The 12,696-nt window shown below is 73.9% G+C and carries 10 protein-coding genes and 1 pseudogene; 7 read left to right on the forward strand and 4 right to left on the reverse strand.

Going from position 1 to position 12,696, the window contains the following annotated elements:
- The first annotated feature begins 6 nt into the window (after positions 1-6).
- On the forward strand, positions 7-1,035 hold the full coding sequence (locus tag ACWD4U_RS11240) for a LacI family DNA-binding transcriptional regulator (protein ID WP_363457144.1): 1,029 nt from the start codon (positions 7-9) through the stop codon (positions 1,033-1,035).
- Positions 1,036-1,063: 28 nt separating this feature from the next.
- On the opposite strand, the gene ACWD4U_RS11245 is transcribed toward ACWD4U_RS11240, so the two are convergent.
- The gene (locus tag ACWD4U_RS11245) at positions 1,064-2,107 is read right to left on the reverse strand and encodes a polysaccharide deacetylase family protein (RefSeq protein ID WP_363457147.1); all 1,044 of its coding nucleotides are present in this window, start codon (positions 2,105-2,107) and stop codon (positions 1,064-1,066) included.
- A gap of 243 nt (positions 2,108-2,350) precedes the next feature.
- On the opposite strand from ACWD4U_RS11245, the pseudogene ACWD4U_RS11250 reads away from it, so the two are divergent.
- From ACWD4U_RS11250 to ACWD4U_RS11265, 4 genes and pseudogenes are all read left to right on the forward strand, one after another.
- A pseudogene (locus tag ACWD4U_RS11250) lies at positions 2,351-3,625 on the forward strand (LodA/GoxA family CTQ-dependent oxidase); the annotation flags it as partial.
- Between the two features lie 130 nt (positions 3,626-3,755).
- Positions 3,756-4,349 (forward strand): hypothetical protein, encoded by a 594-nt coding sequence (locus tag ACWD4U_RS11255; protein WP_449787170.1) that lies wholly within the window; start codon positions 3,756-3,758, stop codon positions 4,347-4,349.
- Positions 4,346-5,512 (forward strand): tryptophan 7-halogenase, encoded by a 1,167-nt coding sequence (locus ACWD4U_RS11260; RefSeq protein WP_363457227.1) that lies wholly within the window; start codon positions 4,346-4,348, stop codon positions 5,510-5,512. Before ACWD4U_RS11255 ends, ACWD4U_RS11260 begins: the two co-directional genes overlap by 4 nt.
- 62 nt (positions 5,513-5,574) lie before the next feature.
- Positions 5,575-6,471: a DUF1963 domain-containing protein gene (locus ACWD4U_RS11265; RefSeq protein ID WP_363457150.1), complete on the forward strand. Its 897-nt coding sequence runs from the start codon at positions 5,575-5,577 to the stop codon at positions 6,469-6,471.
- 138 nt (positions 6,472-6,609) lie between these two features.
- Here the strand turns inward: ACWD4U_RS11265 and ACWD4U_RS11270 are convergent, their stop codons facing one another.
- Positions 6,610-7,509 carry a hypothetical protein gene (locus tag ACWD4U_RS11270; protein WP_363457153.1) on the reverse strand — a complete coding sequence of 300 codons (900 nt, stop codon included), beginning with the start codon at positions 7,507-7,509 and terminating at the stop codon, positions 6,610-6,612.
- A gap of 190 nt (positions 7,510-7,699) precedes the next feature.
- Here ACWD4U_RS11270 and ACWD4U_RS11275 point away from each other — a divergent pair, with 190 nt between their 5' ends.
- Positions 7,700-9,028 carry a GH1 family beta-glucosidase gene (locus ACWD4U_RS11275; RefSeq protein ID WP_363457156.1) on the forward strand — a complete coding sequence of 443 codons (1,329 nt, stop codon included), beginning with the start codon at positions 7,700-7,702 and terminating at the stop codon, positions 9,026-9,028.
- 6 nt (positions 9,029-9,034) lie between these two features.
- Here the strand turns inward: ACWD4U_RS11275 and ACWD4U_RS11280 are convergent, their stop codons facing one another.
- On the reverse strand, positions 9,035-10,834 hold the full coding sequence (locus ACWD4U_RS11280; protein ID WP_363457158.1) for a cholesterol oxidase substrate-binding domain-containing protein: 1,800 nt from the start codon (positions 10,832-10,834) through the stop codon (positions 9,035-9,037).
- Positions 10,835-11,118: 284 nt separating this feature from the next.
- Positions 11,119-11,415, reverse strand: a complete 297-nt coding sequence (locus ACWD4U_RS11285) for a hypothetical protein (RefSeq protein WP_363457161.1) — start codon at positions 11,413-11,415, stop codon at positions 11,119-11,121.
- 259 nt (positions 11,416-11,674) lie between these two features.
- Here ACWD4U_RS11285 and ACWD4U_RS11290 point away from each other — a divergent pair, with 259 nt between their 5' ends.
- Entirely contained in the window at positions 11,675-12,682 is a 1,008-nt protein-coding gene (locus ACWD4U_RS11290; RefSeq protein ID WP_363457164.1) for a hypothetical protein, read from the forward strand.
- Positions 12,683-12,696 lie beyond the last annotated feature (14 nt).

The raw sequence follows: 12,696 nt of genomic DNA on the forward strand, positions 1-12,696 counted from the left end.
GACAACATGACGGACCGTCAGGCGAAGGGGAGGACGTTGAAGGTCGGCATCGTCGAGATCGCCGCTCACGCGGGCGTGAGCGAGGCGACGGTCAGCCGGGTGATCAACCGGCGTCAGGGCGTCGCCAAGACCACCCGGGACGCGGTCGAGCGGGCGATGAGCGAACTCGGGTACGAGCGCGCCGTCCAGGGCCAACTGGTGGCCGTGGTCACCGAGCACGTCTCCAACCCGTTCTTCGCCGACGCCGCCGAGCGCATCGAGGCCGCGCTCGCCCCGCACGGCCTCAAGACGGTGCTGTGCCCGGCCTTCCCCGGCGGCGTGCAGGAACGCGAGTACATCGGCGCGATCATCGACAAGGGCATCGCCGCGGTGGTGTTCCTGTCCGCCTCCAACACGGTCGAGGGCGCGGACACCGAGATCTACGAGATGCTGCGCTCGCGCCGCATCCCCTACCTCGGCGTCAACGGCGAGTTCGCGGACGGCGTGCCGGTGCCCGTCTTCTCCACCGACGACCGGCTGGCCGCCGAGCTCGCCGTGGACCACCTGCACCGGCTCGGCCACCGGGCCATCGGCATGGCCTCCGGACCCTCGGGCAACCACCCGGCCGACCGGCGGGTGCAGGGCTTCATCGACGCGATGGCCCGCCGCGGCATCGAGGACGCCCAGCGCCTGGTGATCCGTCAGTCCTACACCGTCGAGGGCGGACAGGCCGCCGCCGGCGCGTTGCTCGGCCTGGGCGCGACCGCGATCGTCGCCGCCAGCGACTACATGGCGCTCGGCGTCATCCGAGGCGTGCGCCGGCTCGGCCGCTCGGTCCCCGACGACGTGTCGGTGGTCGGCTACGACGGCACCATGATCACCGAGTTCACCGATCCGCCGCTGACCACCGTGCGCCAGCCCACCGACCGCCTCGCGCTGGAGGTCGGCCGCAGCGTGCTGGCGCTGGTGGGCGGCCGGGACACGCCCACCGGGGAGCTGCTCTTCGACCCCGAGCTGGTGATCCGGGCGTCCTCCGGCCCGGTGGCGGGGAGTTGAGGGTCCGTCGCCCGACGGGTCCGGGCCGTCAGGTGAGCGGCAGGCGGTCGACTCGGGCGAACTCGTAGCCCCGGTCGAGCAGGCCCTCGATCACGGCGGGCAGCGCGGCGGCGGTCTGCGAGCGGTCGCCGCCGCCGTCGTGCATCAGGATCAGCGAACCGGGCCGGGCCTGGTCCAACACGGCCCGGCTGATCGCCTCGGCGCCGGGCATCGACCAGTCGGCGGGTTCGACGTCCCAGAGCACCACGGTGGCCCCGTGCTCGGTCAGCCAGTGCAGTACCTCGGGGGAGCGGGAGCCGTACGGCGGGCGGAACATCCGCGGGCCGTCCCCGCCGACGGCCAGCGCGATCGCCTCGTCGGTGCGCTCCAGCTGGGCGAACAGCTCGCCCCGGGAGAGGTCCGGCAGGTACGGGTGCGACCAGGTGTGGTTGGCGATCTGGTGCCCGGCGGCGGCCATCCGCTCCAGCTCGGCGCGGTGCGCCAGCGCCTGCAGGCCGACGCAGAAGAACGTCGCGGGCACCCCGTAGCGGTCGAGCACGTCCAGGATCCGCCCGGTGTGCGGGGGGTTCGGGCCGTCGTCGAAGGTCAGCGCCACCACCGGGCGTTCGCAGCGGGCCTCCCACAGGCACCGGCCCGAGCGGCGCATCCGGTCGAGGTCGGCGGCGGCCGCGTCGATGTCCGCAACCGCCTGCTCGGCCCGCCCGGCCAGCGTGCCGGTGGCGATGCCGAGCCGGACGACCGCGCCGGGGTCGCGCACCGCGGCGCCCGCCAGCTCCGCCGCCGGGACGGAGCCGAAGGCCGGCCGGGCCGGGAGCACCCACGGGTCGGCCCGGAACACCGGCAGGCCGGCGTTCAGCAGACCGCCGTCGAGCAGCCCGTTGGTCGAGTCGATGACGGTCGCCAGCTCCTCGCCCGCGCGCGCGAACTCGCCCTGGAGAGCCAGGAGATGGTCGGTCAGCGCGCGGAGCCGGCCGGCCGCGAAGCGGGCCGCCGGTGCGGCCGGACGGCCCGCGTCGTCGAGCACGGCGACCTCGTAGCCGGACCCCGTCCAGGCGATTCCCGAAAAGCGCATCGTCGTTCTCCGCGGGGCCGGTCGCGGCCGGCCGCCGCGAGAACGGTTGGGAGCTTGGCGGACCGCCGCTCCGCCGTCAACCCGTCGCACAGGGCATGGAGCTGACGGGCAATCGTCCTGCGCAGGCGGGCCTGGTGTCGCTCGATCGAGCGAAGTCCGGGGCCGGGACGGCGATCTGGGCCGATGGGTCGTACTCGATCTGTCAGGGTGGGTGCGCGCCACCGACGAGAGGACTCACCGCCGATGACCGACGAGATCGCCTTCGCGAAGATCCACCCCGCGATCGGGGTCGCCCGGGTGGGCAACAGCACCCGGGCGGACGGCTGGTTCCACGGCCCCGAGACACCCTCGCCCGAACCGGCCGCGCCCGGCTCGCACAAGGACGACACCGGCGCGATCAAACGGCAGGCGGCGCGCTTCCGGATCTACGGCTACGACGCCGCGGGCCGCGTGGTGCGCGAACTCACCACCGCCGACCCGGGCGTGGCCATCGAGTGGGGCGTGCACGTCGCCAACCGGAAGGCCGCCTGGTACAACTTCGACCTCGCCTTCGACATCCCCGACATGGCCGGGATGAAGTCCGCCCGCCGCAACGCCAAGCAGACCGAGCGCGAGCACCTGGTCATCGACCCCGGCCGCAAGACCCTGCGGGCCGGCACCGCCGACCAGGTCGAGTTCACCGGCGGCACCTTCCTCGGCGTCCCCGTGCCGCTGGGCCGCATGCACACCGACGACCAGGGCCGCCTCGTCGTCCTCGGCGGCGCCGGCACCTCCGGCGCGCCCGGCGGCGAACAACTGCAGTCCTTCGGCAACAACGACGGCTGGTACGACGACACCTCCGACGGACCGGTCACCGCGACCGTCACGCTGAACGGCGCGCAGCTCCCGGTCACCGGCGCCTGGGTGGTGGTCGCCCCGCCCAACTTCGCGCCCGAGGTGAAGACCCTGCGCACCCTGTGGGACCTGCTCGACGACCTGTTCCGCGGGTCGGGCGGGCTCCCCGCCGACCCGGCCGTGAACTTCGCCCGCGACATCGAGCCACTCCTCCGGCGCTTCCACGAACTCCAGTGGGTCAACAAGGGGTTCGCCACCCACTACGGCCGCGGCGGCCCCGAGGACTTCCTCGCCCCCGCGCACCTGGACCGCCTGTCCAGCACCGCCGAGCGCAACCGCGAGCTGCGCCGGCAGGTCTACACCGCCATGCGCGACCACGCCCGTGACGGCCTGTCACCCCAGCCGTGGCCGTGGTTCTACGGCGACGCGATGGCCAGCCGGCCGAAGTCCCCGCTGCAGTACCTGACGCTCTCCGACACCCAGGTCGGACAGCTGGAGGCCTGGTCCAACGGCGAGTTCAGCACCGACCCCTGGCCCGGCTTCCCGCACCGCCTGGAGGACGCGCCGCTCGCCGACCAGCCGGGACTGCTGGACCGCGCCGCCCTCGACTTCTGCCTCGCCGACGCCTTCCACCCCGGCTGCGAGGTCACCTGGCCGATCCGGCACGCCACCCTGTACGAGGAGCCGCTGCGCGTCCGGCACCGCCCCGACGACCAGCCCGAACCCGACTACGGCCCCGAGCTCACCACCGCCCGCGCGCTCGGCGACGACGGCCCGCTGCACGCCCAGCCCCCCCGGCGGCCTGACCCGCTGGATGGCCATCCCCTGGCAGACCGACACCGCCAGCTGCCGCTCCGGCTACGAGTCCCAGGCGCTGCCGACCCGCCGCTACGACCCGCACGTGCCGACCTTCTGGCCCGCCCGCGTCCCCAACCACGTGCTCACCGACGCCGACTTCCGGATCGTCAACCAGGAGGACGGCCAAGGAGGTTCGGACGAGGAACGCGAGGACGCCTTCGCCCGCCGGGCCTCCTGGCTGCGCGGACTGCACGGCGAGTACCGCGACCAGCTGGCCCAGGCCGTGGCCGAGTGGTACCACTTCGGCATCGTCGAGCGCCGCCCGTACACCGTCGGCGACGGCAGGTTCCCCGACGTCCTGCAGGTCGAGTCCGTCCCCGGCTTCCCGCTGGATGGCGTCTCGCCCGACCGCAACCTGGTCACCCTGCACGTCCCCGAGGCCGCGGCCCTGGACACCGCCGCGTACGCCGGACTGCTCGGGGAGACCGCCGAGCGCACCGGGTACGGCACCCACGAGATCGCCGTCGGCTACATCGACAAGCTCGACCCGTTCGGCGAGGAGTCCACGAACGGGGGCGGGGCCAGCCGGGCGGAGGGCGGCGGTCAGTGAGTGCGGGCGCGGGCGCGGGTGTCGGTGCGGGCGTTGGTGTCGGCGGCGGTGAACTCCCGTGCTACGACGTGGTGGTGGCGGGCGGCGGTCCCGCCGGGGCGGCGGCCGCGCTCGCGCTGGTGCGGGCCGGGCGGACGGTGCTGCTCGCCGACGCCGGTCGCGGCCCCGTCCCGGTCGGCGAGGCGCTGCCCGCCGTCGCCCGGGTGCTGCTGGGCGACCTCGGTGCGTCGGCGGTCCTGACGGACGGTCACCTGCCGTGCCCGGCCAACCGTTCCGCGTGGGGGACGCCCGAACTCGGGGCGGTCGACGCCATCCTGGACCCGCACGGCCACGGCTGGCACCTCGACCGGCCGCTCTTCGACCGCCGGCTCCGCGCGCAGGCCCGCGCCCAGGGCGCCCGGTTGGCCCCTCGGACGGTGGCTCGCCCCGCCGCCCGGGCGGCCGACGGCACCTGGACGGTCGAGCTGCGCGGCGACGGGCACCGGCGCGCCGTGCGCTGCCGGTGGATCGTCGATGCGACCGGCCGGCGCGCCGCCGTCGCCACCGCGTGCGGGGCGCGGCGGCTGGTCCGGGACGGCCTGGTCGCCGTGCACCTGACGCTGGACCCGCCCGCGTCGCGGCCCGCCGACACCACGACCACCGTCGAGGCGGCCCCGGACGGCTGGTGGTACACCGCGCCGTTGCCCTCCGGACGGCGCCTGCTCGCCTGGTACACCGACGCCGACCTGCCCGGCGCGAGCCGTGAGCGGCCCGGGTTCGAGGCCCGGCTGGCCGCCACCCGCCACGTCAACTCCCTTGCCGCCGCCCACCCGTGGCCCCCGGACGCCAGGCCGCGCCGAGCCCCCGCCCACACCGCCCGGCTCGACACCGCGTACGGCGACGGCTGGACCGCCGCGGGCGACGCCGCCGCCGCGTTCGACCCGCTCTCCTCCCAGGGCATCCTCACCGCCCTCTTCACCGGCCTGCACGCCGGCCGGGCCGTCCACGCGCACCTCGCGGGCGACCCGCACGCGCTCCCCGCCTACACCGACACCCTCACCGCCGTCGGCGCCCACTACCTCCGCAACCACCGCACCCACTACACGCGCGAACAACGCTGGCCCGACCGGCCGTTCTGGCACCGGCGGCACCTGCCGGCTCCGGGTGGCGGCGGGCCGGGCTGACGGAGGGTGGGACTACGCTGCCGAGCAGTCAGGTCCGGCCGGTCAGCGAGGAGTACGTTTCGATGGTCCGCACGACACCGCCTCGGCCGGTCGACGTCGAGGAACTGTTTCCCGAACTGGCCGCGTACCGGGTGAACGCGGTGCGGCTGCACCCGCGGCGGGGCGAGCCGGGGGAGCGGGAGAGCTCGGTCGGGGGACCGGTGGTGTGGCCGCGCGGTGAGGCGTGGCCGCGCTGCGAGGAGGAGCACCCGGGGGCGGGGTACGCGCCGCCGGAGGGGGCGGGGGCGATCCCGCTGGTGCCGGTGGTGCAGCTGTTCGCCGCCGACGCGCCCGAACTCCCGTTCCCGGCGGGCACGGACGTGGTGCAGGTGCTGTGGTGCCCGTTCGACCACGAGGAGGACTACGCGCCGCGGCCCGCGGTGTACTGGTGGGACGGATCCCGCCCCGACCTCGCACCGGCCGACCCGCCCCGACCCGACGGTGCGCCCGAGGACTACCTCCCGGACCGCTGCGTGCTGCACCCGGAGCCCGTGGCCGAGTACCCGAGTTGGGACCTGCCGGCCGAGCTGCACGGGCGGCTCAGGGAGCGGTTCGACCGGCTCGAGGAGGAGACCGGGTGGTCGTACCAGCGGCACCTCTCGGTCCCCGACGGCATCAAGGCCGGCGGCTACCCGACCTGGACCCAGGAGCCGGACTGGCCGGACTGCCCGGGGTGCGAGCGCCGGATGGAGCACCTGCTGTCGATCGGCAGCGCCGAGTTCGACGGCGGGAGCTGGCGCGCCTGGCTGCCCATCGAGGACACCCCGGCCACCGGCACCGTCTGGGACCTGCCCTACGAGCGGCGCACCCTGGTCCAGGGCGCGCCCGGCCTGATGCTCGGCGACATGGGCGGCGTCTACCTGTTCACCTGCCCGCGCTGCCCGGACCGCCCGTTCGCGCACCGCTTCGACTGCTCGTGAGGGTGTCGGACGCCGCGCGCTGACGCCGCCGTCGGCGCCGGGAACGGAGGGCGCGCAGGAGCGCGGCGTGGAGGGCGACGGTGCCGGCGGTGGCGACGCCGGCGAGGTAGGCGGGGAGCGCGGTGCGGAGGGCGTCGATCACCGGTGGCCGTCCGCGGTGGTGCCGTCCGCGGTGGTGCCGTCCGCGGTGGTGGCGGCCGCGCGGGTGCGGGCGGTGTACCGGTCGCCGAGGCGCTTGAGCTTACGGCGTACGCGCTCGCCGAAGGCCTCCGGGTCGGGTCGGCCGGCGAAACGTGCGGCCTCGGCCCAGCTGCCGGTCGAGGGATGCGCCCAGGCCATGGCCACCGCGCGTTCGGCGCGGGTGAGTTGGGCCACCACGGCGGCCACCCGGGGGTCGTCGAAGGCGGCCTCGAAGACCAGGTCGTCCATGCGCAGCTCGCCGGCGACCAGGTCGAGCAGGGTCAGCCCGTCGCCGATCGGCGTCTCCAGCAGGAGCACGCGCGAGCCGCGGACCCGGCGCCGCCAGACCGGGACCGCGGCGCGGTGCAGGGCCTCGGCCTCGGACTTGATCCGCCCGACCACCGAGGCGTCGATCCGGCCACCGTGGTTCAGCGGATCGGCCCAGCCGCCGATCAGCGCGGTGCTCACCGCGTCGTCCCACTGCGGGCCGCGGGCCAGCACGAGCGTGCGGCGGGTGAACTCCGCCACGACGTTCGGCCCGCAGGCGTGGCCGACGATCGCGTCGCGGGCCTGCAGGGCGCGGAAGACGGCGGTGTCCAGGGGCTCCACCGGGCGGGCCGCGCCGTCCGCGCTGTCGGCGCTGTCGGCCGGCTCGACGAGGAGCTTGCGGGTCACCGCCCGGCAGGCCACCGCCCAGCCGTACTTGCCGCCGGCGTCGCGGTCGACCGCCACGCTGCCGTCCGGGCCGAACGACAGGGCGAAGTCCTTGTCCCAGCGCAGGCCGTAGGGCGAGTAGGGCGCGTGCTCGTGGTGCTGCTCGGGATGCCGGCCGTGGTGCTGGTCGGGGGAGTGGGACACGGTGCGGGGTCTCCTTGCGGGTGCGGACATAGCCTCCCTTCTCGGCCCCGGGCCGGGCCGCAAACGGCAAAGAATCTTGAACCGGTCGATGTGACGGCCGTCACATCGCTGGATTCCGTGCGGCGGGGCTCCCTAACATGAGCACCACTCGCATTCTGCTTCCCGTTGCCCGGCTTCGGAGGACTCGCATATGACGGACCGTCACGCTCTGCCCGCAGGCTTCCGGTGGGGCGCGTCCACCGCGGCGTACCAGATCGAGGGCGCGGTCGACGAGGACGGGCGCGGACGGTCGGTGTGGGACGTGTTCTGCGAGCGCCCCGGCGCGGTGAAGAACGGGCAGAGCGGGCGCGAGGCGTGCGACCACTACCACCGGTGGGCCGAGGACGTGGAGCTGATGCGCGACCTGGGGCTGGACGGGTACCGGTTCTCGATCGCCTGGCCGAGGATCCAGCCCACCGGCAAGGGCGCGGTCAACGCGGCCGGCCTGGACTTCTACGAGCGGCTGGTGGACGGGCTGCTGGACGCCGGGATCACCCCGCTGCCCACGCTGTTCCACTGGGACCTGCCGCAGTCCCTCGAGGACGAGGGCGGCTGGCTCAACCGCGAGACCGCGTACCGGTTCGGCGAGTACGCGACGCTGGTCGCGGACCGGCTCGGCGACCGCGTCCCGGCGTGGATCACGCTGAACGAGCCCTTCGTGCACATGGTCTTCGGCTACGCGCTGGGCATCCACGCCCCCGGGCGGGCGCTGATGCTGGACGCGCTGCCCGCCGCCCACCACCAGCTCCTCGGACACGGGCTGGCCGCCGCCGAACTCCACTCCCGCGGCCTCGACGTGCTGATCGCCAACAACCTGACGCCCGTTCAGGTCGCGAGCGAGACGGCGGAGGACCGGGCCGCCGCCGACGCCTACGACGCCCTGCACAACCGGCTGTTCACCGACCCGCTGCTGCTCGGCCGGTACCCCGACCTGTCCGCGTACGGCCTCGGCCCCGACCTCGGCGGCGCCGTGCGTGACGGCGACCTCGCGCTGATCGCCGGGACCCCGCTCGCCGGACTCGGCGTCAACTACTACAACCCCACCCGGATCGCCGCCCCCACCGACCCGGGCCTCCCCTTCGCCGAGGCGCCCATCGACGGCGTCCCCCGCACCCACTTCGGCTGGCCGGTCGTCCCGTCCGGCCTGCACGAGCTGCTGCTCACCCTCCGCGAGCGGTACGGCGACGCCCTCCCCCCGATCACCGTCACCGAGAACGGCTGCTCCACCGAGGACACCCTCGACGACACCTTCCGCATCGACTACCTCGCCGCCCACCTCGACGCCCTCGCCCGCGCCGCCGCCGACGGCATCGACCTGCGCGGCTACTACACCTGGTCCCTGCTCGACAACTTCGAGTGGGCCGAGGGCTACGACCAGCGCTTCGGCCTGGTCCGGGTCGACTTCGAGACACAGGTGCGCACCCCGAAGGCCTCGTACGCCTGGTACCGGGACCTGATCGCCGCCCACCGGGCGAGGTGACGATCGCTAGGAGCGGAGCAGTCCGTCCAGGAAGGCGTTGCCGAACACCCGGTGCGGGTCGTGGCGGTCCAGGACGGCGATCGCCTCGTCCCAGCCCGGGCCGCCGCCTGCGCGGAGGCTGTCTGGGATGACGCGGCCGAGCACGTCCGGGTCGGCCCAGGCGGCGTCCTGCGTGTAGGCCCAGCCCTTGGACCACTCGACCCGCAGGCCGGCCCGGGTGCCGTCGAAGGTTCGCAGCAGGAACTGTTCGAGATCCCGGCAGAACCGGTGGAGGCCGGGGGTGCCGGGCAGGCTGAGGATGTCCACCCAGACGGCGGTGTCCCACTCGGGCTTGTCCGGGCGGGGCCGCAGGGCGGACAGCAGTGGCGGTCGGGCGCCGGGCACGCCGGAGACGGCCGGGTCGTCCAGGCCGGTGACCCTGATCTCGACGGCCCCGTTCACCGGGTACTCGCCGCGCTGCTGGTACTCCGTCAGCAGACCTTGGTAGCCGGTGGTGAACTCGCTGACCACCCACTGGAGATCGGCCCGTCGGGCAAGCACCGCGTACCCGCTGGCGGTGACCCGCAGGGTGGTCGGCCGGACGTACTGGAGCAGGGCCCGCGAGGGGCCCCAGAGGTCGGAGTGCAGGCCGTCCGCGAGCAGGTGGGTGAGCAGCTCGCCGGTGAGCAGGCTGCGCAGCAGGCCGGTGGAGAGCAGGACGTCGGTCAGGTCGCCGGTGAGGCCGATCTTGGTGATCAGGAACTGGAGTTGGCCGAAGGTCGGGGCCAGCCACCAGGCTCCTTCGACCAGTTGGCCGGCGAGTTCGGCCACCGGCTCGGGGATGTTGTCGGAGAAGGGGTAGTTGTACGGCTCCGTGACGGTGCGGGCGGCGAACGGGCGGGTGGGGGCGACCTGCCAGGTCTTGAGCCAGGGGTGCGTGGTGAAGGCGTACCAGATCGCCTCGGCGCGGCCGTCCCTGGCGACGAAGTCGGCGAAGGTGCGGCTGCCGGACGTCCCCGGTGCGGCGAAGAGTTCGGCGGCCGGGACGTCGACGCGGCTGACGCAGCGCAGGTTCGGGTCGGCGCCGACCCGCAGCACCACCTCGGTGAGGAAGGCTCGGCCCAGCTGGACCAGGAAGGCGGCACTGTCGGCCTGGCTCCGGTCGAACTCCTTCAGCACGTACCGGACTTGGGCGTCGTCCCAGACCACGGCGGTGAGCGAGACGACGTGATTGCTGAGCGAGCCGTAGCCGTGACCGACGGGCGCGGTCTCGCCGGTGGCCGGCACGGCGGTGCCGTGGCCGCCGATGGCGAGGACGCCGCCGACGGTGAGGTCGCCGGGTGCGGGGCAGGCGGTGACGCCGAGGCCGTGATCGGCCAGCCGGGCGAGCAGGTCCTCCATCGAGGCGCCGGTCTGCACCCGAACGGTCGGAGCCCCGGCCGCTGAACTCCCCGTCAGGGTGATGGCGGTGAGGCTCCGGGTGGTGTCGACCAGCAGCACCTGGGCCGTGGCAGGGGTACCGGGGGCGACGGTGAGCGGCGCCCAGCCGTGCCGGTACCCCTGCGGACGCAACCGCCAGCCTGCGGCACGGGCCCAGTCGGCGAGGTCGGCGACCTGGTGCGGATCGGTCGGGGCGCAGACCCAGAGCGGGTCGGTTCGGACCTCACCGGCCCAGTTCTCGTACACCCTCTGATAGGGCACCAGCCCGGCCGGGAGGCCGGCGGGCGCGGTGCCGACCGCCCGCGCACTGTCCGGCCCGACGGTGCCGCGCAGCAGCCACACGGCGGCGCCCCCACCGAGTCCGGCAAGCGCCTGACGCCAAGTCAAGCCATCGCGTCTGTCGTGCTGTTGGTCTGCCACGAGGTGACGCTATCAACGGAGAAGGCTGCGGCACTGACGCTCTCGACGGAGACCACGCCGCGAGTCGCCTCCGGCTCGGCCGGAGGATCTCCAAGCGAACGAGGCGAACGAGGCGTACGAGGCGTACGAGGCGTACGAGGCGACCGGGCGCGTCCGGAACATCGGTGCCCGCCGGAAGCCGAGGGAAGGGTCGGCGGCCGGCGGGCCCGCCGGGGTGGTCGCGGCCACGAGCCGGGCGCGGATTCGGCGGGCTATCGGGTCACGAGGGCGTGGACCGGGTAGACCTTCGGCTGCGGGTTCTGAACCCCCAGTTCGGTCAGAATCGGAACGATGGCCTTGCCGAACTCCCGGAACGCCTCCTCCGACTCCCAGACGTCCACGACGAGCCAGCCGTCCGCCGTGGGCGCGGCGGTGTGCGAGATGAGCCCCGCCACCGGCCAGTCCGCCGGGCTCGTCACCGGTCCCGGACGGCCCGCGACCATCTCCGCGCTCTTGTCGTACTGAGCCTGGGTCATCCCCGGCACCTCGAAGACCGCCACGATCGCCATGCTGCACTCCCTTGACATCGATCGAACTCCAACAGGCCGAGTTGACCACCCGGGCTGTCCGCCCGCACACCAGCCACAGCGAACGGGTGTGTCCAGGGGGCCCGTCGCACGTTCGGAACGGCGGGATCGACGGGGGATGTGCAGCGGGATGCCTGACACCTCGTCGGCCTCCGCGGCTTCCCGGCGGGCGCCGACGGGTCGTCAGGCGCATGACGACCCGTACGACGGGTAATACGCTCGTGTGTTCGGGAACTGGCGAGTGCAGCGAGGCGTGCTGCTGATCTGCGCGGCGCTCGGCCTGACGGCGGGCCTGTGCCTCTGGTTCGCGCGCGGCTTGCCGGACTTCGGCGAGAGCCTGGCCCTCAACATGGCCCCCGAACTCCTCACCACCATCACCACCCTGCTGGTCATCCAGCCGGTGGTGACCAGGCTGGAGGAGGATCGGGTCCGCGAGCACCTCCGGCTGGACTTCGGCTCCTTCTGCGACAAGGTCGCCCAGACCAGCGACATCGTCTGCATCCTCGACACCACCTCGACCATGATCTCGGGCGACACTGCCCAGCGGTTCGCCGACGCCGCCGCCTCCGCGATCGGCCGGGGCGCGATCCTGCAGATCATGTTGCTCGACCCGGATTCCCTCGCCGCCCAGCAGCGCTCCCACGAGCTCAGCGCCGATGTCCGGCTCGAAATCCTCCGCACCGTCCGCGACCTGCGCCGGATCGAGACCCGGCTCGCACCCGAGCGCCGCGCCCAACTCCAGGTCCGCGTCTACGATGCCGCGCCGTCCATCCAGCTCTACCGCTGCGGCCAGCGGATGATGGTGAGCTTCTTCCCGGTCGACCGCCGCTCCGGTGACGCCCAGCAGCTGGAGGTCCGTGTCACCACTCCGCTCGGCTCCTTCGTCTCCGAGCGCTTCGCGGAGCTGTGGAGCAGCGGACGGTCCATCAACGACCTGCTCAAGAAGCAGGTCCAGCTCCTGGACGACTCCGGCGCCGTCGGCGAACCCATGTGGCTGGAATACGTCCAGACCGACGGCGGCATCTACGTCAGCGACCACCGCCTCCTCGTCGAGCTCGCCCGACGGGGCGGCCGTCCCGTTCGCGCGCTCCTCGACGGCGGTGCCGCGCCCGTCTTCCACCTCGCCCTCCTGGAGGACAGCGAAGCCCCCTTGCGCGGAGCCCTCATCTCCGCCCACGCCGAGAAGTACGGTTCCGACGCCGACGTCTTCATGAGTTTCCGCCCTGCTCAGACGGCCGTGGAGCAGTGAGCCAGTTGATACCC

This window comes from Kitasatospora sp. NPDC002522 (genome assembly GCF_053595195.1).

Coding starts and splice junctions, on each gene's coding strand:
- ACWD4U_RS11240 (WP_363457144.1), top strand. CDS start 7: ATGACGGACCGTCAGGCGAAGGGGAGGACGTTGAAGGTCGGCATCGTC.
- ACWD4U_RS11285 (WP_363457161.1), bottom strand. CDS start 11,415: ATGGCGATCGTGGCGGTCTTCGAGGTGCCGGGGATGACCCAGGCTCAG.
- ACWD4U_RS11245 (WP_363457147.1), bottom strand. CDS start 2,107: ATGCGCTTTTCGGGAATCGCCTGGACGGGGTCCGGCTACGAGGTCGCC.
- ACWD4U_RS11255 (WP_449787170.1), top strand. CDS start 3,756: ATGGCCATCCCCTGGCAGACCGACACCGCCAGCTGCCGCTCCGGCTAC.
- ACWD4U_RS11275 (WP_363457156.1), top strand. CDS start 7,700: ATGACGGACCGTCACGCTCTGCCCGCAGGCTTCCGGTGGGGCGCGTCC.
- ACWD4U_RS11265 (WP_363457150.1), top strand. CDS start 5,575: ATGGTCCGCACGACACCGCCTCGGCCGGTCGACGTCGAGGAACTGTTT.